Source organism: Pedococcus sp. NPDC057267 (genome assembly GCF_042668795.1).
Taxonomy (GTDB): domain Bacteria; phylum Actinomycetota; class Actinomycetes; order Actinomycetales; family Dermatophilaceae; genus Pedococcus.
The window spans coordinates 1-21,652 of record NZ_JBHUYG010000014.1 but is presented as its reverse complement, the minus strand read 5'-3'; the positions used below and the strand labels follow the sequence as shown (position 1 = coordinate 21,652).

Genomic DNA, 21,652 nt, shown 5'->3' with positions numbered 1-21,652 from the left:
GCCCGATAGCGGCCCAGTCAGGTCGGTTCGAGGGCCAAACCTGCACCCGGCTGCGATCACTCAGGCGACTTGACGGCTTGGTGATGGGTCGGTGGGCTGTCAGCGCGCGCTCGACTCATGGTCGGGGCCCTGGGCATATCGGCCGCGAAAGGTTCGCTTGGACAACCTTGCTGTTTCATGCCCCGGCCAGCAGCAGGGCTCATGACGTGGGCTTGAGGACGTACCCGACGGCGCGCATGGTGTGGATCATGGGCTCGCGTCCTGCGTCGATCTTCTTGCGCAGGTAGGAGATGTAGAGCTCGACGACGTTGGCCTGGCCGCCGAAGTCGTAGTTCCAGACGCGGTCGAGGGTCTGGGCCTTGGAGAGCACCCGCTTGGGGTTGCGCATGAGGTAGCGCAGCAGCTCGAACTCGGTCGCGGTGAGCTGGACCTGCTCGCCGCCGCGGGTGACCTCGTGGCTGTCCTCGTCCATGGTGAGGTCGCCGACGACGAGCATCGAGGACGACTCGTCGGCGACGACGGCCGTGCGGCGCATGAGCGCGCGCAGCCGGGCGACGACCTCCTCGAGGCTGAACGGCTTGGTGACGTACTCGTCCCCGCCGGCGGTGAGGCCGGCGACGCGGTCCTCGACGGCGTCCTTGGCGGTGAGGAACAGGACGGGGATGTTGGCGTTGTCGCCGCGCATGCGGCGCAGCACCTCGAGGCCGTCGAAGTCGGGCAGCATCATGTCGAGGGCGACGGCGTCGGGCTGGAACTCGCGCGCGACCCGCACGGCCTGCTGGCCGTTGGCGGCGGTGCGCACCTCCCACCCCTCGTACCGCAGCGCCATCGAGAGCAGCTCGGTGAGGTTGCTCTCGTCGTCGACGACGAGCACGCGAACCGGAGAGTCCGAGCCCAGCGAAGCGCGAACTGACGTCGACGATGTCACCATTGCGGCAGGTTCATGGGAACGCCTGTACGCCACCTTCGTTCCGCCTGTGCACTCCCTATGACGTCGAGGTCGTGTCCATTGAGCGCCTTTGGAAGGGGCGAGAAACTACGTGGGCGAGCCTCCGGACTCCACCATGGCCCAGCCACCACACAGGGCAGGGCGGCCGAACTCGGCGTGAGCTGTGCCAGATGACGTGCGACGGATGTCTGCCACCTGATGTGCAACACCTCGCCTAGGAACCTGAGGTGTCAGCGGTCCGAGGCCGCTGGCCTTTGAGGCTACGGACCGCGGCGGTGGTGGTGCGCCGGAACGTGCGGTCGTCGCCGTCGGGGAGGTCGACGCTGATGGTGGTTTCGGATGCGGTCACGGTGACGGTATGGCCGGCGTGGGTCCGGCCCAGGGCCATCTTCTGCTCGGTGACCATGATCACGCCGGTGTTCGATGCCCGCCGCTGAACCCGGACGGGTTCGAGGGTGGGTCGTGTTCGGCATCTTTCCCTAGGGCGGCCACCCTCGAATCACTCGCCGCAGCTGCCTTAGCCAAGCGCCACGGCCTTCGTCCGCGCTGAGGAACACGATGTTCGACGGCAGGTCGTCCATGTCGATGCAAGGTCTGGGGTCCACCCCGTGAGCCATCATCCTGCGGATCAGATGCCCGGTGGCCGCCCGTCGACGATCGCCCGGCTCGTAAACCGTCCCCGACGCGTGCTCGTTGGGGTCGATTAGCTCCCCCGCGGTGCGGCGCCGTTCGATGTCGTCACGGATCGATTCCATCGAGGCGAGGAACTCCGCCTCGTTGTCGAACGCAGCGACCACGACGTGGCGACGTTCGTGACGCACCGGGTCGTACCGGTAGTGGCGAACGACGAACCGCCTGATGCTGTCGTCCTCCACGTCGACCCTGGCCACGCTCGCAGCCTAAGCCGCGCCCGCGTCCACGGGCCTACCCTTTCACTCCACCGACCACGGACGGTCCCTCAGTTTCCTAGGCCACCCGTCGCACATCAGTGGCGGGGAACCGTCGTGCATCGACGGACGGATCACCACTGCAGCTCGGCCGGGCTCGTGCCGGGTGCCGGGTGCCGGCCCCATGGTGGATCGCGTGAACGTGAAAGCGATCAGCTGATGAGCCAGACGGTTGTTTAGAGGCTGCTTCTACGTCGCGGCGTGCTGTCTGGATCGGTGACCCTCATTGAGCGCCCAAGTCAGGGGCCGTAAGCGAGCAGCATCGCGAGGGCTGTACCCACGACAAGTGCGGTTCGGTGGTTGGCGTAGAGAGCACCGCCTACTGCCCCTCCGATCAGCGCGCCGGCGCCCTGGTAGGCGGCGAAGACGCCGTACGCGGTGGCGAGCGTCCTGGACGGAGCGAGATCGGCGACCAATGCCTTGACGGTCGAGTCCTGGAGCCCACTCGCGGCGCCCCACACAGCGATGCCGGCGAGGGCGACCGTGAGCCTGTGACTGAAGGCCAGCGCGGGCACGATGGCGACCAGCAGTGGGAGGACGAGCAGTGTTCGGGCGCCCCACTGGTCGAAGGCGTGGCCAGCCACCAGGGCGACGACGGCTCCCACGGCCATCGCGCCGGCATACACGACAGGGACCGCTGCGACGGTGACCAGCCGGGCGTGGCTGAGGTGGAAGCCGAACAGGCCGAAGGTGAACAGACCAGCGGTTGTCAGGGCCGCCGCAGTCGCGTAGACGTGGAAGGCAGCCGGGAGGCGGACCCTGGCCTCGGTCGCAGCCGGACGCTCATCGCCCGGCGCGCTCCCAAGGCGGTGGACCGCCTCGCCGGTGTCCAGTCGCCGCCGCAGCACCAGGAGAAGCGCAATGGCGATGGCTCCGGGAACCGCCAGGGCCGCGAGACCGACTCGGACGTTGGCCACTGCGGCGAGGCCAGCAACCACCAGGGGTCCGCTGAAGGCGCCCACCTGGTCAAGGGCCTTGTGCACGCCGAAGCCCTTGCCCCTCCCGATCGAACGGGACGCGAAGGCCAGCAGGGTTGACTTGGAGGGGCTGCGCAGAGCCTTACCCGTGCGTTCGGCGAGGATCAGCGCAGCAGCGAGTGCGAGCCCGCCCGCACCCACAGCAGGGCGATGGCGATCAGGGGTACGCAGGTGGCCGTGAGCGCGTAGCCGCTGATGGTCAGGGCCCAGTGCCGGTCCGTGCGGTCGGCCACCGTTCCGGCAAACAGGCGCAGAAGAAGGGCTGCCGCCTCCCCAGCGCCTGTGATGAGCCCGACCGTCGCCGCGGAGGCGCCGAGCTGGCCGAGGTACGGGCCGGCGATCGAGCGCATGCCCTCGTAGACCATGTCGGCGAACAGGCTGACGAGGCCGAACATCACGACACCGCGCCACGGCGACCACGTGCGAGGCCTATTGCCAGTTGATGGGCGGCCCTGGTGGGGAGCTGCTCGGCTCATGGAAGACAGTGTGGAGGCGGTGAGCTCAACCGGGGGCCGCGGTCATGCGGGGTCTGCCGGTTCGTCGCGCCGCTTGGCGGGTCCTGCGGTGCCGCTCGCTGCGGACTCGGCGGCCTCGCGTCGCCGCTTGCGGATGGCGTGGACGGCGTAGGCGCCCAGTGCCAAGGCGAGGACCACGACGGCGCCGTCCTTGCCCAGCTTGGACTCGACGGTGGCATAGGACGCCCCGGCGGCATACCCGGCCAGGACCACCGCAACGCCCCAGGCGAGCCCACCAGCTGCGTTGAAGGCCAGGAACCGCGGGTAGGGCATTCGGGCAGTGCCGGCGAGCGCGGGCATGACGGCGCGGAAGAAGGCAACCCAGCGGCCGAGGAACACGGCGGCGCCACCGCGACGGGCGAGGAAGTCCTGGGCGTCGTCGAGGCGCTGCCTGCGCTTGTCGAGGACCGACCAGGCCAAGATGCGCGGGCCGACGTGCCGGCCGACCTCGTAGCCGACGCTGTCGCCCACGATCGCGGCCAGGACGACCGTGACCATGACTGCCCACAGCGGTGCGTGGCCAAGGCGAGCGGCGACACCGGCCAGGATGGCGGCGGTCTCGCCGGGGACGACGAAACCGACGAAGAGGGCGTCCTCGACGAACACGACACCGCCGGCGATGAGCAGCACGAGCCAGGTGGGGGCGTCGAGGATGTGGTGGATGAATCCGCCCATCAGGTCACCGGGCTCGGGTCGACTCGCCGGGTGGGGGCGATCGGCGGACGTGGCTCGGAGAACACGGCCCGCACTCCGGGCTGGCGACGAAGCCACCCGGTGACCGGCACGAGGACGGAGCGCAGCAGCGCCCAGAACACGACCGCCACGAGGGCGCCGAACAGGAGCCCGCCGGCGACGTCCCACGGGTAGTGGGCGGCGACGTACACCCGGGCGAACGCCATCAGCAGCGCCGCCACGACGGCCAGCGATCCGAGGCGGCGGTGGGCGAGCAGCAGGCCGGCGGCTACAGCACCTGCCATGACGGCGTGGTCGGAGGGAAAGGAGAAGTCGGTGGTGACGTCGGCCAGGCGCAGCAGGTGCGGGTGCGCGGCATACGGCCGGGCCTCGTGGAACACGTGGCCGAGTGGCTGGTTCAGTGCCAGGGCCAGCAGCGGCGCCAGGGCCGCCCACCCGGTCGCGGCCAGGTCGCGGGTGGACCGGTGCCTGGCCGCGACGAGGGCCGCGGCGAGCAGCGCGATGAAGAGGACCAGGCCGTACTTGGCGTAGGCGAGGACCGGGACGTGGAGGGCGGCGGTGTGCCGCGCGAAGCCGTTGACTGCGAACAGGATCCGGTCGTCGAGGTGGCGCAGCTGGTTCACGCGGGGTTGCCTTCCTGGGAAGAGCCGCCACCACGGCTGCGGCGCAGCTCGCGGGCGACCGGGATGAGGGACAGCACGACGACCAAGCCGATGATGGGCAGCAGGTAGGTGTCGATGCCGGGGATGCTGGACCCGAGGAGGTAGCCGGCCACGGTGACGCCGAGCGCCCAGATGGTGCCCCCGACGGCTTGCCACAGCGTGAAGGTCCGGGTGGGGACGTGCACCGTCCCGGCAAGGGGGTTGAGCACCGTGCGCACGAGTGGGATGAACCGGGCCAGGACGATGGCCTTCGCGTGACCGTAGCGTCGCAGCGCTGCATCGGACCGTCTCACGGCCGCCTGCAGGCGGGGTCGGTCGGGACGGTCGAGCAGACGTGGCCCGACGGCGCGCCCGATCCAGTACCCGGTCTGGGCACCGAGCAGGGCGCCGGCGACCGCCGCCACGAGAACGGCGGGCAAGGACAGATGCAGAGAGGATGTGGCGGCCGTCGCGGACAGCAGCCCGGCCGTGAACAACAACGAGTCCCCGGGCAGGAAGAAGCCGATGAGCAACCCGGTCTCGGCGAAGACGACGAGGAACACCCCGACTGCGCCGAACGTGGCAAGCAGGCTGTGGGGGTCGAGCGGGTTGAGTCCGGGGGTGCCAGTGGGGAGGGCTGCCAGGACAGGAGCCAGTGCGAACATCCGTCGCCTTTCGCGCGTTGGACGCCGGGTAAGGCATCATAAACGTGGTACGACCATGACGGTCGTACTACTAAGATTGTAGTAGATGACGGGGATGTCGCATGTCGGTCGGTGCTGTTCGGGGTCGCGGCGAGCTGGAGCGCGAGATCATCGCCTGCGTGGCAGCGGCCGGCCGCCCCGTGACCGCGAACGACGTCATGGCGCACCTGCAGTCGGGCCTGGCGTACACGACGGTCATGACCACGCTCTCCCGTCTGTCTGCCAAGGGCGTCCTGCGCCGTGAGCTCGACGGGCGGGCCTACCGCTACACCTTCGCTGGACAGCCCGAGCAAGCACCCGCGGCCCTGGCGGCCCACCGGATGCGCAAGCTGCTCGAGGGTCGCGAGGACCGCGCCGGGATCCTCACCCGGTTCGTGGAGGACCTGAGCGCGGAGGACGCGGACGTGCTGCGCGGCATCCTCGGCGAGGCGTCGCCACCACCCGGGGGCACCCGGTGAAGGTCTTCCTCCTCCTGCTCACCCCATTTGGTGCGAGTCTCGGGCTGGCCTTCATCGGCCCTCGCGCCGGGCGCTGGTTGGCGCCCTCGACGGCCGTCCGCCTGCTGGCTTCCGCCTCCGTGGTGACCGCCCTCGCCACCGGCTTCGTGCTGAGCACCATCGCGTTCATCGCTGTCGCGGCGTTGCCCTCGGTAGGGGCCATCGGGCACTGGTCCACCCAGGCCTTGACCGCCCAGGAACACATCCCGCTGGTCGCTGGGGCCATGGCGACTACGGTCGTTGTTGCCCTGCTCGGGCTTGCGTTGCGGTACAGCCTGAGCGCCGCTGCTGACCTGGTCACGGCCGACGCCACCTGCCGCCGTCTGGGGCCCGGCACCGACGACCTCGTCATCGTCGAGGACGACCGGCCCGATGCTTACGTGGTGCCGGGCGTGCGCGGCCGCGTTGTCGTCTCCACCGCGATGCTGCGCGCACTGCCTGCTGACGAACGGCGCGCGCTTCTCGCGCACGAGCACGCCCACCTCAAGCACCGACACCACCTGTACATCCAGCTCACCGAGCTCGGCGCTCGTGCCAATCCTCTTCTCCGTCCGCTGGTGGGAGCGGTGCGCCTCGAAGTTGAACGCTGGGCTGACGAGGACGCGGCCATGGCGACTGGGGACAGGGCGGTGACGGCTCGCGCCATCGCCCGCGCCGCGCTGGCCCAAGCGGACAGGCCCACCCCCATCAGGGCGCACCAGCTGGCCCTTGGGATCACCACGTCGCCGACTGTTCGCCGCACTCGAGCGCTGCTGGATACCCCCGCACCACCTCGCAGCGCCCCCACGCTGGTGCTCACAGCGCTCATTTCCGCGGGCCCCCTCTCCGCCGTGGTCTGCGCTCTCGTGACGGAGCACGTGTTCGAGGTCGCACAGGCGGCCCTTCTCGGGCGCCACTGAGACGGCGTCGGGGCACTCCCGCCCTGGCCGGGCCCCGCGATCGACGACTGTGAGTAAGGGCTCGGTCAAGTCTGGTTGCGCGGACTGACAATCAGTGGACTGAGGCCGCGGCGGCGTGGAACGTGAGTGGTGTCGCACCCGATGGCGCGGGCGGATCGACTGATCCGAATCGTGTTGCTTCACAACGTTTTACGGTTGCCGCGGTTCGGGCGTCGCGGACATCTTCGCCCGAGCCGTGTCTGCGAGGGCTGTTAGCAGAAGCGTTAGCAAGAACACCCCCACACAACACGAAACCCGCGGGCCAGTGGTCTGACCTGCGGGTCTGTGGTGGCCAGGGGCTGGGTCGAGCCGCCGACCTTCCGATCTTCAGTCAGAGGCGAACGTGCAGGTCAAGGACCCGCCCAGGGGCGTCGTGCGGGATCTCGTGCGACGCAGGGCCCTGCGGCCCAATGCGAATCGCCGAGCGCGGGCTGACAAAGGGCACGCGGACGAGGGCACAGGATCATCCGAGACGACTTGCGAGGTTCTGGAGCCCGAGACCGCTGTCGCATCAATCGCGATCGCGCTGGGAATGCGCTTCGCTGGAACGAAGCGCGGATAGTTCCTCAATAGTTACTCAGTCGGCGCGGACGAGCCTTCGCTCGCAGCGGCCAAAATGGCCGCTGACCTGCGAAAACGTGTCGGGGTGACAGGATTTGAACCTGCGGCCTCTTCGTCCCGAACGCGCCCTGTCCTTTTGCCGATTCTCGATTCCACTGCAACACAGTGCAATCCGAATGGAGAAGGGGGCCTCTTAGGAGGGGTCCCGATGGTCTGTGGGCTCGCGCTGGGCTCGCGATTCTCGGCGTGCGACGGTGCCGCCTGGATCACTGTGTGTCGGACGCCGCGGCAAGCCCAAGGCTGCCTGGGCTTCATCGGCGAGCCCCCGGACAACCTTGGCCCTGCCGATGAGTTGGGGCAGTTCGACTGTACGGCCGGCGGCCTCGAACTTCAGCATCAGGAAGAGGCCGGAGGTAACTCCGCGGGTGATGAAGCCGTTGTAGCCAGCGGTGGTGACCTGGGTGACAGTAGGACGCGGGAACTTGCGTGTCCTGATGAGACCGCGCGATGCCACGTGGTCTGTGTCGATTACCAAGCCGATGCGCAGCGACCGAATGAACAGGATGGCCTCGAGTGCGAGGAACAGGCCTCCGGGAAGAATCTCGGGCTTGTCCGGCCCGGGAGTGGGGTCGAACATGCCACCCAAGGTGGCCAGCATCGCAAGGGCCAGCAGTGTGCAGTACAGAATGCGGGCCATCAGGCTGTGGATGCCTACGTATCGGTCCCGTGTCACCTTACGGATCCTAGGGCGATCACATGTAGCCACCGACCCGATAGCGGAGCAGGGGAGCCTGCCGGAGTGGGTGGGTCAAGGGTGGCCGGAGGCCATCACGGAGTGACGCGTAGCGCCCTTGATGCGGCCCGGAGGTGGGCGGAGAGTGGAGCGCAGGGTCGGCGGCGGAAGCGCGGCTGGCCAGGAAGTGGGCTACCGCGGCATATTGTTCTGGCTGTGGAGGAACGGTGGACGCCTCGGGGGGCTGGGGACATCCCCACGTCCACGGAGGTCTGGTGGAGCCGCGCGGTGTTTTGGGCGCTGATTTGGGGGGTCGGTTTCGCCTTGCTTGGCGCTTTGCTCGTCGGGATCGACTTCGTATCGGCCCACGGAGTGCCCAGGGAGCGCGTTCGCGTTAAGGACGTGCATGCCACTGGCGGGCGTACCTCCTGCGGCGCTCGAGCGATCTTCAACAACGCGGATGAGTTCGCCTACCGCTTTGCGGTGACCGATCCGCGACCGGGTTTCCCGAGTACGTTCGAGATCCGCGGATGCCCAGACATGTACGACGTCGGCTTCACTGGCGTTGTCGCGCGGACGGGACCAAGAGGTGAAGATGCCTTGGTAGATCCTCCAGACGGCGCCCGTGTGGCCCTGATGGCGGGCCTGTTCGGCGGAGGAGCTGGCGGTGGGGTGCTTGGGTTCTGGCTGCTCGTCGACGGGGCATCAATGCTCTGGGCGCAGCGACGGCGCTCTTCGTAGCGCCGGACCGAGCAGTTGCCATGCGGGGTTGGCATGGTCACCCTTCCTTGTCGTCTGCGTGGGGTGCGGTGGGGTGCGCGTAGGGCGCGAAGCGCCCGGAGCGCGGGGCCCCATCGCGGGGCCCCGCGCCTCGCGGCGGAGCCGCGCTTGAACCAGTAAAGAAACTCCTCACGGGGCACGACGGCCATCACGTGTCCTGTGCCGGGTGATGTGCGACATCGGTGGGCCAGGTGATGTGCGACATGCGCCCTGGTCGGCACCCTGAGTGGGACGTCTCCGCGGGGCGTCCTGGAGCGGGGAGGCCGGGATTGGCACTGGTTGTGTTGTCTGTTGTCGAGCAGAGGTTGGACGCGGTCCGGGCGGTGCTGGCGGGCGCGGAGGTCAGCGAGGTTGCCGCACTGGTGGGGGTGCACCGTTCGACGGTGCATCGGTGGGTGGGCCGGTATCTGAGTGACCAGCTGGGTGGTTTGGTCGACCGGTCGCATCGTCCGGTGTCGTGCCCGCACCAGGTTCCTGCCTCGGTGGAGGTGCTGGTGGCCGAGATGCGTCGAGAACACCCGCGCTGGGGTGCCCGGCGGATCCGGTTGGAGCTGCTGCGCACCCCACCGTCCGCGGGGGTGACAGTGCCGGCGGTGCGGACGATCGTGCGGATCCTGCACCGGCAGGGGCTGTCCGCGCCGCGGCCACGGAAGCGCCCGCGGTCCTCGTACGTCCGGTTCGAGCGGCCCGGGCCGATGCAGCTGTGGGGTATCGACATCGTCGGCGGGGTGCAGCTGGTCGACACCACCATCGGTGAGGTGCGGGAGGTCAAGGTCGTGACCGGGGTGGACGACCACTCGAGGTTCTGCGTGATGGCTGAGGTGGTGGAGCGGGCCACCGGGAGGGCGGTGTGCCTGGCGTTCGCACGCGCGCTGGCCCGGTACGGGGCACCGCAGCAGGTGATCACCGACAACGGCAAGCAGTTCACCGACCGGTTCAGTCGGTACGGCCCGTCCCGGGGTGAGGTGTTGTTCGACAAGATCTGTCGCCGCAACGGCATCGAGCACCTGCTGACCGCGCCGGCGTCACCGAACCAGAACGGGAAGGTGGAACGGTTTCACGGCACGTTCCGTCCGGAGTTCCTCACCGAGGCTGGACCGTTCGAGTCCGTGCAGGAGGCGCAGGTCGCGGTCGATGCGTGGGTGGCGGCGTACAACACCGACCGCCCGCACCAGGGGTTGGACCCGGACAGCCCGGTCACCCCGGCGGACCGGTTCGCCCCGGTACCCCAAGTTGAGCGGGAGGCGTTGACGCTGTGGCTGCCACCGGCCCTGACCCCAACCGGCCCCGACCCAGCTGGTGGGGTCGAGGAGCCGGCGGTGTCGTCGATGCCGAGGTCTGGGGTGTCGGCGCCCGGGACTGCGGGGCCGGTGGAGTTCGACAAGGTGGTCCCGCCCAGCGGGATGATCACCGTGGCCGGCAAGCTGTTGTGGCTGGGGACCTACCGGGCCGGTAAGAGCGTGCGGGTGTGGGCCGACACCCAGGTCATCCACCTGCTCGTCGACGGGGCGCGGGTCAAGTCGTTGCGGTCGCATCTGTCGGTGGCAGACCTGAGCGTGCTGGTCGCCCAGGGCGCGGTGCCGGCCGGTGCGCCGCCGTTGCCCGCCCCCGACGGCAGCGACGCCGTCGAGGTCGACCGGGTGGTCAACCGGGTCGGGACCATCTCGTTGGGCAACCACGCGGTCCTGGCCGCGGAGATCCTCGCCGGGCGGCAGGTGTCCGTGCGGATCGAACCGGAGCTGTTGATGATCTTCGACCCCGACACCAGGGAACTGCTGCGCACCCGCCCCAACCCGCTGACCCCACAGGACCTGCAGCACGTTCGCGGCACCCGCCTGGCCGGCCCGCCGCCACGACCCACCCTCGAACCCGTCCGGGTGCAGCGACGGGCGTCGAACACCGGAGTGATCATGGTCGCCGAGCAGAAGATCGCCCTGGGCCGGACCCACGCCGGCCACACCGTCACCGTGACCGCGTCCGAAACCACCATCAGCGTCGACCTCCCCGACGGCGACACCCGCACGTTCCGGCGCACCACCACCGCCGCGGTCCGTAGCATCAAAGGCCAGCGGCCGCGGACCGCTGACACCTCAGGTTCCTAGGCGAGGTGTTGCACATCAGGTGGCACACATCCGTCGCACGTCACCTGGCACAGCTCAACGACGGCCATCACGAGAAGGTCGCACCTACTCCTGCAGAAGGCGGCGCAATTCTCGCAGGTCAGCGAGGATGGTGACGTCCAAGACGTAGCTGGACGGAAAGCTCGCTCGGCCCGCAGAGGTGGGCGCAAAGCGCGTCCTTCCGGTGCGCGCCGCACGGGTCAGCGCTCCAGCAATGCGCTCAGCGAGGTCGAGCGACCAGAGACGAGATTAGGGCGTGATGGTCTCGCAGGGTTTGCCGGCAATGCCTACCCAGGTGTTACAAATTGAGCGGTTAGCCAAGTAGTCGGCGTTGGGCTTCCAATAGGACCAGAACGTTCCGTTCTGCCCGCAAAGCTCCGGCCCGGTGGTGATAAGCCACTGCCCGTTGTTTATCCAGTAGCTCGCATAGGTGCATCGATACGCACCTACCTTCGCGCTGGTGTCCCACTCGCTGACGTGAAGGCCGCTTCCGAAGACGTAGATGCAGACGGACCCACCTCCATTGGTCCAGTCGCATCCGGAGGCGTTGTTGGGCTGAATTCCGCCACTCTTGGAGTCAGGTATGAATGCGCCGTGGACGCTGGCGTGGCCCATGTTGGCGTGGATACCCACGGCCGCAAGTTGCTCGACCGTGAGTTGAGAGAACTTCACCGGGTCCTGAACTCGGCTCGCCATGTCGGCGGTCATGGTGAGACTTTCCCCCGCGACGTTGATCGTGACTTCGTCGGGGTTGCTGTTCCTGGCTTCCGCCGGGGACGTGAAGGCGAGGACCATCGCTGCCGCGATCGTTATCGCAAAGGCTCCGCCGTTCTTGCGCATAGGTTCATTCCTCTCTGTCGAGAATCTCGCCCGTCACGGGACTCCCCCCTTGCTCGGTCATACCTGGTTGGATGCCGAGGTCTGCAAGTTCCTCTAGGGATAGGTCTTTCCAGCCGTCGGGCGAGGTCAGGCGCTGGTACATCTCGGGTGTGACCATGATCGTGCGACCAGCCACGTGGAACGGAATAGTCCCGGGCATGCGTATTGCCACCGCCCTTCGTCATGAAGCGGATGAATGATCGAGGTGGCCATGCCGGTCCCCCCGGAAAGCCTTGTGAACGTGTCGCAATGTGGCGACGTTCGCAACGTCCCACCCGGCCCGAGGAATTGTCAATACGTCCAAGTTCAGGAGGGGGTAAATCCTCTGTCGTTCGCGTGGACTGATCATTGGCCAGGGGGAACGGCTCCGGAGCACGTTAGGCGCGCGGTAGCCTCCGGGCAAGGGGATAGACCGGGCGATTCGAGGCATCTGTGCGGGGTGTCCACCGTTCGCGTTGACCAGTGCGGCCGTCGAACCCGGCGCTAGCTGTGCTGACCAACCTGTCAGGTCAGTACAGCTAGCTCGCGTTCCCTATCGGGATAGCTTCGTTCAGTGGCTCGATGGTCCGAGGTTGACCGCATCCACGGTGGTCCACTCGTACATACGGTGGTCGCGATTCATTCGAATGAGACTGACGGCCGCGAACGTTGCCGTGGCGGGTGAGACGTTGGCCTCGTCGAGAGCCAGCCTGATGGCTCTGCCGTCGGCCTTGCTGTTGCTGTATGCCACGCTGGTGTGCGCTCGGAAGCCCTCATTCTTCTCTGGAGTAAAGCCCCACGCGTCGGCTATGCCTGCGCGAATCTCTCTGCGGAGTTTGGCGTATGTATTGGGCTTGCTCGGGGGCAGGGCGATCGCCTCTTTGAACACTACGGGGCGACCGAAGGTGGACTTGATGGGCTGGAGATGGGCAAGTCGAGCCGCGACAGCTGCAACCGCAGAGCGCCGGTCGGCATCGGTGACATCCTCGACGTGCCCCAAGCCCTGAAGTGTGATGTGCCGCCACTGCCGCGGAACGGGGTCCAGCGTCGGGAACGGCTGAAGTGCTTCGGAGTAGGCATCCATGAGGCGGTGCAGATCATCTTGGCCATCAAGGGTGATGTGCCATGCGTAGAACTGCGTTCCCATCTGCCAGCCGGGACGCCACCACCAGTGGTTTGCCATCCGGTTATGGTCGGCATACAGGTTGTCGGCCGCGTGCTCAGACATCGGACCCGCCTGGCTCTCCAGTGTCCTGTTGCGGGATCTCATACTCATCGACAAGGGCGAGCCGATCGGCCGGCCAGATCGACTCGGACACCTCGAGCACACCGCCGTCTTGATCGCGGGCGGTGTGGAGCACGTGCATCACATACGCGCCAAGGGTTAGGCCAAATGCATCAGCTTCCTCGGCGGTGGCAGGGCGGGCGTCCCATTGGTCCTGGGCATGGGTGTAGCGGCGCCCTGTGATGTCCTCGACGCAGCGGAACAGCGCCTTGGGTACGACAGCTGGCTTCGCGAGATACGTTCCTTCGGCATACGACCGTGGCAGGTAACTCGCCCCGATCTCTTGCAGGTTCCCCGCGTCGTCGAAGAGATGGCGTCGACGGACAACGGCCGCGCGTCCCCGGTTGACGCCCAGAGCCTCGGCTACGTAGTCCGGAACCTTCTGCAGGCCTGCAAAGACGATCTTGTGGCGGAATCGGTTGTTCAGCAGCCCGTCGCGGCCACGGGCCGCGCCATACCGATTGCGGGACCGGCGCTGCAATTTCTCAGTCTTTCGTACGAAGGTTCCGATGCCCTGTCTGGACTCGACCAACCCCTCGGCCCGGAGAACCGCCATCGCCTGGCGAACCGTTGGGACGGTCGTCCCATGCTTTGCCGCCGTTGCGGTCTCGGACGGGAGTCTATCGCCTGGAGCGAGCTGTCCCTGTCGAATCTGCGAGCGGAGGTCGTCGGCGATGCGGTGGTACTTCGGGGATCTCACGCCTACGCCTTCGGCCATATGGCGCCTACCTTAACAAGTCTTTACCAATGAATCCTCTACAGGACTTGACGACACCACGCCAAGCAGTGTTTGGTCAAGTCAGGACGGTAGTCCTAAATAGGAGTAGAGGAGAGCGTGATGGCGATCAAGCAGCGGATGCCGGTTCGGTTCGAGGACGTGTTCCCGGCGGGGGCGTTCTTTCGTGGGGAGGTGACGGCGGTGGAGGACTTCGACCTGATCCAGCGGGCGAAGGCCGAGGGCAGGGAGCCGGGGGATGTGCAGGTTCGGGACAAGGAGACGGGTCTGCGGGTGTGGGAGTTCCGGGTGGTCGACCTAGACGAGGAGGCGCCGAAGGGCCAGGGCGACATCGTCGTGAAGATCGCCTCGGAGCAGCAGCCGGTGCCGCCACCCCGGGTCGAAGGGTTGCCGCTGCGGCCGGTCGAGCTGGTGGGACTGACCCTGACAGGCTGGATCGATGACCGGGGGAGCCGGGCGAAGTTGGCGTGGTCGTTCCGCGCGGAGGGGATGCGCGCCCCCGGCGCAAAGACTCCCACCGGGTCCACCGCGAAGCCGCCGTCGACCGGTGCTGAGAAGGGTGCAGCGTGATGCGCCCGGTCGAGGCGGTGGCGTGGGCGGACGCGTTCGACGTCGACGTCAAGGACCTGCCCGCGGTTCTGAACCACGAGGTGGCCCGCGTCGACGGGGTCCGCACCGAGCTGGCGAAGCTGGTCCGGGAGTTCGCCGGTGCTCCGGACGACGAGGTGCGCCGGGGCATGTTCCGGGCCTACTCCTCCCTCGGCGCAGCGGAGTCACGGGTCATGGCGGCTGCTGCGGACGCGCGCCAGTCGGCCTAGGGGTCTGCGATGAGTTCGCCCAGGGGTCCGATGTTCGGCAGCGACGAACCGATTCCGATGTTGCTGGAAGCGGTCGTGCGACTGGTCGGGTTCGCGGTGCGGTCGGTGTTCAAGCTGCTCCGGTTCGCGGTCCGCCGGCCTCGTGTCGCCTCGGCCGCCGCATCGATGGTGGCGCTCGACCGGTATGCCGGTCACGTCGCGGTCCTGTGGCTGGTCGCAGTGTTGGTCGTCGGTCTTGGGGTGTGGCGGGTGGCGCGGGCTGAGTCCTACGCCGCCCACGTCCGCCCACGACTGCGTGCCGCATGGGTCCGGGTCACGTACCCGCGCAAGTGGCGGGGCATCGCCTCCCGGGTCGGGCTCGTCGTCCACGACCACACCGGCTCTGATGCCCGCTGGGTCCACGGCGCGCTGAAGGACGTGAAGGTCACGCCCGCAGGGGTCGTGCGGCTGCGGATCGCGATCCCGACTGGTCTCACCTTGGACGACTACGCCCGCAGGGCTGATGCGTTGGCCGTCGCGTTCGGGGTCCGCGAGGCGCGGGTGACCCGGGCGGGGACGGGATCGGTCTGGGTCGAGCTGCACCGCACCGACGTCCTCAGGACCACCATCGCCCCGCTGCCACTCCCGCGCGGTGACCAGGTGAACCTGGCTGGGGTCCCGGTCGGGCGGCACGAGGACGGCACCCCGTGGTGGTTCAACCTGCACGGCACCCACGTCCTCATCGCGGGAGCGACAGGGGCAGGCAAGGGCTCGGTGCTGTGGTCGCTCCTGCGCGGACTGTCGCCGGCCATCAACGACGGCTGGGTGCAGGTCTGGGCCATCGACCCCAAGGGCGGCATGGAGCTCCGGCCCGGCCTGCAGCTGTTCTCCCGTTTCGAGGACTCCGCCCCCGAAGCGATGTGCGACCTGCTCGAGGACCTCGTCGCGGTGATGGACCGCCGCGCCAAGACCCTGGCCGCCCGAGGCGTCCGCAAGCACGAGCCGTGGGTGCGGGACCCGCACATCCTCGCGGTGATCGACGAGCTCGCGGCCCTGACGGCGTTCGCCGAACGTGACACCGTCCGCCGGATCGACCGCGCCCTCGGCCTTCTGCTGACCAAGGGGCGAGCTGTTGGCATCACGGTCCTGGCGGCGGTGCAGGACCCGGGCAAGGACGTCGTCGGCTGGCGCGACCTGTTCCCGACCCGGGTGGCGATGCGCCTGGACAACCCGATCCAGGTCGACATGGTCCTCGGCGAAGGGGCCCGGGACATGGGTGCCACGGCGGACCACATCAGCGAACTCACCCCCGGGGTGGCGTTCGTCCGGGTCGAGGGCACCCGCGCCATTCGCCGCGTCCGCGCCTCGTACCTGACCGATGACGACATCGCCGACTTGGCCCGCACCACAACCGCGTCGCCGGCCCTGTCGGCGCCACGACCGCCGAAGCCGGTCGACCCGCTCGACGCGTTCAACCCCGACCGGGCTCCAACCCCGTCCGAGCCCTCTGTGCCAGCGCCATCCCCAGCACCCGCACGGCAGCGGAAGCCGCGCAAGCCGCGCACCCGCGCAGCCGCAGCCATATCGACCAGTCACGAAGAGGAGGCGTCATGAACAGCACCAAGACGACCACCGAAGCCGTCCTCGCCGCACGTCCGGACCTGCGCCGCGTCCTTGCTCGCATCGGGCAGGAGGGCAAGTGCGTCGGGTCGCCCCACCCGCAGGCATGGTTCGTCAGCGGCTCTGGGTACTTCAACGCCCGGAACCGTGCCCGAACTCTCTGTGACGCGTGCCCGGTACTGGCCGAGTGCCGCGACTACGCCCTGACGGCGGGGGAGGAGTATGGCGTCTGGGGTGGGCTGTGCGAGGTCGATCGGGCCGTGCTGCGACAGGGCGCCACGGCAAGGGAGCGGGACCTGCTCAAGACCCGCCAGCACCCCTTCGACCTGTTCGCCCTTCAGGACGCGGGCTGAGGCCGCACCCATGACCGTCGACGCCGCCACCACTCCGAACCCGTTCGCCGGGTACGGGGAGGACGCCGCGCTCGACCTCGACCTGGAGTCACCCGCTGTTGCTGCGCAGGTGGTCAAGCGGCTGCTGTCGCCCGACTTCGAGGACTTCAGCGACCAACTGACCCGGGTCGGGTTCTGCGCGAACCCGATCCACCTCACCGGATCCTCGACCACCCTCGACGCCGCCACCGGGGAAGTCCTGTCGACCTACTGCTCCGACCAGGAGCCGGGCGGGTCCACCCTGGTCCGCTGCGGCAACCGCCGCGCGTCGGAATGCCCGTCCTGCTCCCGGATCTACGCCGCCGACATGTTCCACCTCATCCGCGCCGGAGTCGCCGGAGGCAAAGGCGTCCCCGACACCATCAGCGAGAACCCGCTGGTGTTCGCCACCCTCACCGCGCCCTCGTTCGGGCACGTCCACGGCACCCGCGACAACCACCGCCGCTGCCGCCCCCGCGCCAAGAACCCGCGCTGCCCCCACGGCCGCCCCGCCACGTGCATGGCCTTCCACGACGACGAGGACCCGCAGCTGGGGCACCCCCTGTGCTGGGAGTGCTACGACTACGCCTCCCACGTCGTTTGGCAGTGGTGGGCCCCCGAACTCTGGCGGCGCTTCACCATCGCCCTGCGCCGCGCCCTGGCCCAGCACCTCGCCGTCCGCGAGACCAAGCTCAACACCCGCGCGTCGCTGCAGTACGCCAAGGTCGGGGAGTACCAGCGCCGCGGGCTCATCCACTTCCACGCCCTCATCCGCCTCGACGGGCCCAAAGTCGACGGAGCCTTCGGCCCCGCACCCGCCGACGTCGACGCCGACAAGCTGTCCGACCTCATCCGCGACGCCGCCGCGTCCGTACGGTTCACCGCCCCACCCATGTTCGCCGGGGACAGCGAGCGTGTCCTGGCACTCGGAGCCCAGGTCGACGCCCGCCACGTCCGCACCGGCCACCGCACCGACGACCCCGGCAAGCCTCTCGCACCCGAGCAGGTCGCCGGCTACCTCGCCAAGTACTCGACCAAGTCCGCCAGCGACACCACCGACCAGGGCAACGCGCACTTGCACCGCATCAAGACCGTCGCGGACGAGTTCGCCCGCGCCGTCGAGGACGAGTGGAACCACGCCGGACGCCCCGTCGAGCTGCGCGACTGGCCCTACGGGCTGCTCGGCAAGTGGGTCCACGACCTCGGGTTCCGCGGGCACTTCGCGTCCAAGTCCCGCCGCTACTCCGTCACCCTCGGCCAGCTGCGCCGCGCCCGTCGCCGAGCACAGCTCCTGCTCGCGGACGCCCAACGTCGCGGTGAACCCGTCGACCTGGCCTCCATGGAAGCCCAGCTGCTCGCCGACGACGACGCCGAAACCACGCTCATCGTCGGCAGCTGGTCGTTCGCCGGAATCGGCTGGGACACCCCCGGAGACGTCGCTCTCGCCAAGGCGGCCGCGGCCAGGGCTCGTGAGCACGCCCAGGACAAGGCAGCGAAGAAGAGGGTTTCCAAGCCGGATTGAGAGGGGTCCGCCATGACGGTGGAGCAGCTGGCCGCACCCGAGCGGCTGATGAACGTGAAAGAAGTCGCCGAGTACCTGGGCGTCTGTGTTCGGACGGTCTGGACCCTTCGTGCGGAGGGCAACTTCGCGCCGGGGACGAAGATCGGCAAGAAGGTGGTGTGGCGTGAGTCGGTGCTTCGGCAGTGGCTCGTGGAGTCCACCGAGGAGCCGGGGGAGTCCGCCACGTACAGATACCGGAGCGCGGGATGAGCGTCTACCGCACCCCGAACGGCAAGGCGTGGCGGGCGTTTCTCAAGTACCGCGGTCACCGGGACTCACGGACGTTCACCCGCCGACACGATGCCGTTCGGTGGCTCACAGAACAGCGTGCCGAGATCGATCGCGGATCTTGGCTGGACCCGTCCCGCGGGCAGGTTCACACCGGGGAGCTGTTCGAGAGGTGGTTGGCGACCCGGGATGTCGAGGGGTCCACGCGACGCAACGATCGCGCGATCTGGCACGCGTATTGCGTCGGCCGTTTCGGCCGTATTCCGGTGGCGTCGATCTCAGCCGCGATGGTGAAGGAGTGGGTGGCCGGCCTGCGGACGAGGAGCGGGGTTGCTGCGCCACGGACGAAGCGCGATGCGCTACGGGTGCTGCGTGGGGTCTTGGCCTACGCGGTGGAGGACGGCCGGATCGCCCGCAACCCAGCGGTCGGTATCCGTGTGCCGGGGACGAAGGGGACGCCGGGGGTCGCGCTCAGCTTGGCGGAGTTGCGGACGTTCGTCGCGGCGCTGCATCCACCACATCACGAGGTGGCCCTTGTCCTCGCTCTTGCGGGCCTGCGGTGGTCGGAGCTCGCTGCGCTGGATGAGCGCGACGTCGTGCGGGACGACGATGGGCGGCTGTTTCTTGCGATCCGACGTCGGCGCGTCCTCGACGAGGAGGGCAAGCGGGTAACTCTGCCGGGAACGAAGGGCGGTCGGGGGATCACGAGGATGGTGCCGGTTCTCCCCGAGTTGGTCCCCATCGTGGAGCAGCATCGGACCGGCCGACCAGACCTGCCCCTGTTTCCGTCACCGCAGGGCGCGCGCCTGGATTCGAGGAACTGGCGCCGGGACGCCGGGTGGAAGGCAGCGTGCGACCTGGTCGACAAGCCGGGCCTTCGTCCACACGACTTGCGGCATACCGCCGCCACGGCGTGGCTGAGGATCACAGGGGACGTCAAGGCGGTCCAGTCGCTGCTCGGTCACGCGACAGCCTCCATGACGCTCGATCTCTACTCGCACCTCCTCAACGACACCCTTACGAGGGCTGCTGACCTCATGGCCGAGGGGCTGGCCGGAACGCTCCAACTACCGGAGTCGGGTCAGACAGAACAGGGACGCGGGCCCGTCCAAGAACCTGAGGGCTCGTGATGGGCTCGCAGGAGGCGATCTTCGCTCTGCTGGGGTTCGCTGCAGGGAGTGCCATCATCACTCTGACCTGCGGTTTTCTAATGGTCGGGGTGACAGGATTTGAACCTGCGACCTCTTCGTCCCGAACGAAGCGCGCTACCAAGCTGCGCCACACCCCGTGGCAATCGCCACCCCGGACCGCGGTCCGCAAGCAGCGACAGTGAAGGATAGCCCACCACCCGTGCCGCCTCCCAATCGGTATGCCGTCGTGCCGGCACGAGCCGGGCTGCTGGGCTGCCAGGCCGACCGGCCCTCCATCCTCGGGTGAGGACCATTCGTGCCCGATGCGGCGCGAATGGCCCTGTCGCGGGCGCGCGGAGGGCGATTCGTGACCGATGCGGCACGAATGCCGGCGAGGCGGCGAGGCGGCGAGGCGGTGAGGCGGTGAGGCGGTGAGGCGGCGGGAGGCGGCCGGGGTCCGCAGGCCGGCTCCGGTCAGGCCGAGGCCGTCTCCGGCACGAGGGTCAGCAGCGTCGCCTCGGGGCGGCACGCGAACCGCACCGGCGCGTACGGCGACGTGCCCAGCCCGGCCGACACGTGCAGCCACGCCGCGTCCTCCGGCGCCTCCCACTGCGACTCGTCGCCACCACGCAGGTGGACCTCGCCCCACCGGTCGAGCTTCTGGTGCCACTGCGCCCGACCGGCATACGGCGCGCCCGCACCGGGCCACCAGCGCGACAGGCCCTTGACGCGGTCCGTGGGCAGGTCGCAGTTGGTGACCAGCGCCCCGTACCCGGGGACGGCGAGCTGGCCGCCGTGGGTGTGGCCGGCGAGGACCAGCCGGGCGCCGTCGGCGACCATCGGGTCGAGCACGCGCTGGTACGGCGCGTGCGTCACGCCGACCGTCAGGGCGGCGGACGTGGACGCCGGACCGGCCACGGCGGCATACCGGTCGGCCCGGATGTGCGCGTCCCCGGTGCCCACGAGCTCGAGCTCCCGGCCCGCCACCGAGATGGTCGTGCGCGCGTTGTCCAGGTCGAGCCAGCCCCCGGCGACCATGCCCTCGCGCAGGTCCTCGGTGGGCAGCCGCAGGCGGCCCGGGGGCGCCTCCGCGTGCCGGCGGGTGAGGTAGCGCGCCGGGTTCTTCGGCACCGGCGCGAAGTAGTCGTTCGAGCCCATGACGAACGCCCCCGGGAACCGGAACAGCGGCTCGAGGGCCTCGAGCACGCTGGGCACGGCGTCGAGGGCAGCGAGGTTGTCGCCGGTGTTCACGACGAGGTCCGGGGCGAGCGTCGCCAGCCCGCGCACCCACTCGATGCGGGCCCGCTGGCGCGGCACGAGGTGCAGGTCCGACACCTGCAGCACCCGGATCGGTGCCGACGCGGCCGGCAGCACCGGCACGCGGAACCGGCGCAGGGCGAACCAGTTGCGTTCGACCAGCGCCGCGTACGCCACCGCACCCGCTCCGAGTGCGACCGCGCCGCCGACCGTCGTGCCCACTGTTCGCATCATCGCCCGCCATCCTCGCAAATGTCCCCGGAGGCCGCGCGGATACCCGCTTGCCGCGGCCTGAGAGACTGGGCCCCATGAGCGACAAGAGCCTCAAGGCCACCGTGCAGGACGACCTCACCAGCGCCATCCGCGGCCGGGACCAGGTCCGCGCCGGCACGCTGCGCCTGGCCCTGACCGCCATCACCAACGAGGAGGTCTCGGGCACCTCCGCCCGTGAGCTCACCGACGACGAGGTGCTCAAGGTGCTGGCCAAGGAGGCCAAGAAGCGCAAGGAGGCCGCGACCGCGTACACCGAGGCGAACCGGCCCGAGCTCGCCGCCCAGGAGGAGGCCGAGTACGCCGTGCTCGAGGCCTACCTGCCGGCCCAGCTGTCGGACGCCGAGCTGGAGGAGATCGTCGCCGCTGCGGTCGAGGAGACCGGCGCGAGCGGTATGCCGCAGATGGGCCAGGTCATGAAGGCCGCGCAGGCCCGGGTGGCGGGCCGGGCGGACGGCGGCAGGGTTGCCGCCGTCGTCAGGGC

Annotated in this window: 24 protein-coding genes and 1 tRNA gene; 11 read left to right on the top strand and 14 right to left on the bottom strand. The window is 68.9% G+C overall.

Features of this window, described 5'->3' with window-relative positions:
• Positions 1-199: 199 nt before the first annotated feature.
• From ACFUC1_RS05275 to ACFUC1_RS05240, 8 genes are all read right to left on the bottom strand, one after another.
• Complete coding sequence (locus ACFUC1_RS05275) at positions 200-931, bottom strand: response regulator transcription factor (RefSeq protein WP_379117344.1); 732 nt, start codon at positions 929-931, stop codon at positions 200-202.
• A gap of 232 nt (positions 932-1,163) precedes the next feature.
• Positions 1,164-1,361, bottom strand: a complete 198-nt coding sequence (locus ACFUC1_RS05270) for a hypothetical protein (RefSeq protein ID WP_379117342.1) — start codon at positions 1,359-1,361, stop codon at positions 1,164-1,166.
• A gap of 67 nt (positions 1,362-1,428) precedes the next feature.
• Complete coding sequence (locus tag ACFUC1_RS05265) at positions 1,429-1,839, bottom strand: hypothetical protein (protein WP_379117340.1); 411 nt, start codon at positions 1,837-1,839, stop codon at positions 1,429-1,431.
• 296 nt (positions 1,840-2,135) lie between these two features.
• Positions 2,136-2,879 carry an MFS transporter gene (locus ACFUC1_RS05260; RefSeq protein ID WP_379117338.1) on the bottom strand — a complete coding sequence of 248 codons (744 nt, stop codon included), beginning with the start codon at positions 2,877-2,879 and terminating at the stop codon, positions 2,136-2,138.
• Between the two features lie 98 nt (positions 2,880-2,977).
• On the bottom strand, positions 2,978-3,349 hold the full coding sequence (locus ACFUC1_RS05255) for a hypothetical protein (RefSeq protein ID WP_379117336.1): 372 nt from the start codon (positions 3,347-3,349) through the stop codon (positions 2,978-2,980).
• Positions 3,350-3,391: 42 nt separating this feature from the next.
• Positions 3,392-4,063 (bottom strand): DedA family protein, encoded by a 672-nt coding sequence (locus tag ACFUC1_RS05250; protein WP_379117334.1) that lies wholly within the window; start codon positions 4,061-4,063, stop codon positions 3,392-3,394.
• Complete coding sequence (locus ACFUC1_RS05245; RefSeq protein WP_379117332.1) at positions 4,063-4,704, bottom strand: phosphatase PAP2 family protein; 642 nt, start codon at positions 4,702-4,704, stop codon at positions 4,063-4,065. The genes ACFUC1_RS05250 and ACFUC1_RS05245 overlap by 1 nt, the downstream gene beginning before the upstream one ends.
• Positions 4,701-5,387, bottom strand: coding sequence for a DedA family protein (locus ACFUC1_RS05240; protein ID WP_379117330.1), 687 nt, complete (start codon positions 5,385-5,387; stop codon positions 4,701-4,703). Before ACFUC1_RS05240 ends, ACFUC1_RS05245 begins: the two co-directional genes overlap by 4 nt.
• Before the next feature lie 101 nt (positions 5,388-5,488).
• Between ACFUC1_RS05240 and ACFUC1_RS05235 the strand changes: the two genes are divergently transcribed.
• Both ACFUC1_RS05235 and ACFUC1_RS05230 read left to right on the top strand, forming a co-directional pair.
• Positions 5,489-5,884 carry a BlaI/MecI/CopY family transcriptional regulator gene (locus ACFUC1_RS05235; RefSeq protein ID WP_379117328.1) on the top strand — a complete coding sequence of 132 codons (396 nt, stop codon included), beginning with the start codon at positions 5,489-5,491 and terminating at the stop codon, positions 5,882-5,884.
• Positions 5,881-6,822: a M48 family metalloprotease gene (locus ACFUC1_RS05230; RefSeq protein WP_379117326.1), complete on the top strand. Its 942-nt coding sequence runs from the start codon at positions 5,881-5,883 to the stop codon at positions 6,820-6,822. The genes ACFUC1_RS05235 and ACFUC1_RS05230 overlap by 4 nt, the downstream gene beginning before the upstream one ends.
• A 793-nt stretch (positions 6,823-7,615) precedes the next feature.
• On the opposite strand, the gene ACFUC1_RS05225 is transcribed toward ACFUC1_RS05230, so the two are convergent.
• Positions 7,616-8,155, bottom strand: a complete 540-nt coding sequence (locus ACFUC1_RS05225) for a hypothetical protein (protein WP_379117324.1) — start codon at positions 8,153-8,155, stop codon at positions 7,616-7,618.
• A gap of 1,061 nt (positions 8,156-9,216) precedes the next feature.
• Between ACFUC1_RS05225 and ACFUC1_RS05220 the strand changes: the two genes are divergently transcribed.
• The gene (locus ACFUC1_RS05220) at positions 9,217-11,037 is read left to right on the top strand and encodes an IS481 family transposase (RefSeq protein ID WP_379117406.1); all 1,821 of its coding nucleotides are present in this window, start codon (positions 9,217-9,219) and stop codon (positions 11,035-11,037) included.
• 267 nt (positions 11,038-11,304) lie between these two features.
• On the opposite strand, the gene ACFUC1_RS05215 is transcribed toward ACFUC1_RS05220, so the two are convergent.
• The 3 genes from ACFUC1_RS05215 to ACFUC1_RS05205 all read right to left on the bottom strand — a co-directional run bounded on the left by ACFUC1_RS05215 (position 11,305) and on the right by ACFUC1_RS05205 (position 13,898).
• Entirely contained in the window at positions 11,305-11,895 is a 591-nt protein-coding gene (locus tag ACFUC1_RS05215) for a hypothetical protein (RefSeq protein ID WP_379117322.1), read from the bottom strand.
• A gap of 589 nt (positions 11,896-12,484) precedes the next feature.
• Positions 12,485-13,141, bottom strand: a complete 657-nt coding sequence (locus ACFUC1_RS05210) for a 2'-5' RNA ligase family protein (RefSeq protein ID WP_379117320.1) — start codon at positions 13,139-13,141, stop codon at positions 12,485-12,487.
• Positions 13,134-13,898 (bottom strand): GntR family transcriptional regulator, encoded by a 765-nt coding sequence (locus tag ACFUC1_RS05205; protein ID WP_379117318.1) that lies wholly within the window; start codon positions 13,896-13,898, stop codon positions 13,134-13,136. The genes ACFUC1_RS05210 and ACFUC1_RS05205 overlap by 8 nt, the downstream gene beginning before the upstream one ends.
• A 138-nt stretch (positions 13,899-14,036) precedes the next feature.
• Between ACFUC1_RS05205 and ACFUC1_RS05200 the strand changes: the two genes are divergently transcribed.
• The 7 genes from ACFUC1_RS05200 (at position 14,037) to ACFUC1_RS05170 (ending at position 19,641) form a co-directional block, all read left to right on the top strand.
• Positions 14,037-14,504, top strand: coding sequence for a plasmid replication, integration and excision activator (locus tag ACFUC1_RS05200; protein WP_379117316.1), 468 nt, complete (start codon positions 14,037-14,039; stop codon positions 14,502-14,504).
• Positions 14,501-14,752: a hypothetical protein gene (locus ACFUC1_RS05195; RefSeq protein WP_379117314.1), complete on the top strand. Its 252-nt coding sequence runs from the start codon at positions 14,501-14,503 to the stop codon at positions 14,750-14,752. Before ACFUC1_RS05200 ends, ACFUC1_RS05195 begins: the two co-directional genes overlap by 4 nt.
• 75 nt (positions 14,753-14,827) lie before the next feature.
• Entirely contained in the window at positions 14,828-16,345 is a 1,518-nt protein-coding gene (locus ACFUC1_RS05190; RefSeq protein ID WP_379117312.1) for an FtsK/SpoIIIE domain-containing protein, read from the top strand.
• Positions 16,342-16,704 carry a WhiB family transcriptional regulator gene (locus tag ACFUC1_RS05185; protein ID WP_379117310.1) on the top strand — a complete coding sequence of 121 codons (363 nt, stop codon included), beginning with the start codon at positions 16,342-16,344 and terminating at the stop codon, positions 16,702-16,704. The genes ACFUC1_RS05190 and ACFUC1_RS05185 overlap by 4 nt, the downstream gene beginning before the upstream one ends.
• Positions 16,705-16,714: 10 nt before the next feature.
• Positions 16,715-18,244, top strand: coding sequence for a replication initiator (locus ACFUC1_RS05180; protein WP_379117308.1), 1,530 nt, complete (start codon positions 16,715-16,717; stop codon positions 18,242-18,244).
• A 12-nt stretch (positions 18,245-18,256) separates the two neighbouring features.
• On the top strand, positions 18,257-18,493 hold the full coding sequence (locus ACFUC1_RS05175; protein ID WP_379117306.1) for a helix-turn-helix transcriptional regulator: 237 nt from the start codon (positions 18,257-18,259) through the stop codon (positions 18,491-18,493).
• A complete protein-coding gene (locus tag ACFUC1_RS05170; RefSeq protein ID WP_379117304.1) occupies positions 18,490-19,641 on the top strand; it encodes a tyrosine-type recombinase/integrase in 1,152 nt (383 codons plus the stop codon). The genes ACFUC1_RS05175 and ACFUC1_RS05170 overlap by 4 nt, the downstream gene beginning before the upstream one ends.
• 81 nt (positions 19,642-19,722) lie before the next feature.
• On the opposite strand, the gene ACFUC1_RS05165 is transcribed toward ACFUC1_RS05170, so the two are convergent.
• Positions 19,723-19,799 (bottom strand) — tRNA-Pro (locus tag ACFUC1_RS05165).
• Positions 19,800-20,115: 316 nt separating this feature from the next.
• Complete coding sequence (locus tag ACFUC1_RS05160; RefSeq protein WP_379117404.1) at positions 20,116-21,129, bottom strand: metallophosphoesterase; 1,014 nt, start codon at positions 21,127-21,129, stop codon at positions 20,116-20,118.
• Positions 21,130-21,206: 77 nt separating this feature from the next.
• Here ACFUC1_RS05160 and ACFUC1_RS05155 point away from each other — a divergent pair.
• A partial coding sequence (locus ACFUC1_RS05155; protein ID WP_379117302.1) for a GatB/YqeY domain-containing protein occupies positions 21,207-21,652 on the top strand: 446 nt, incomplete at its 3' end.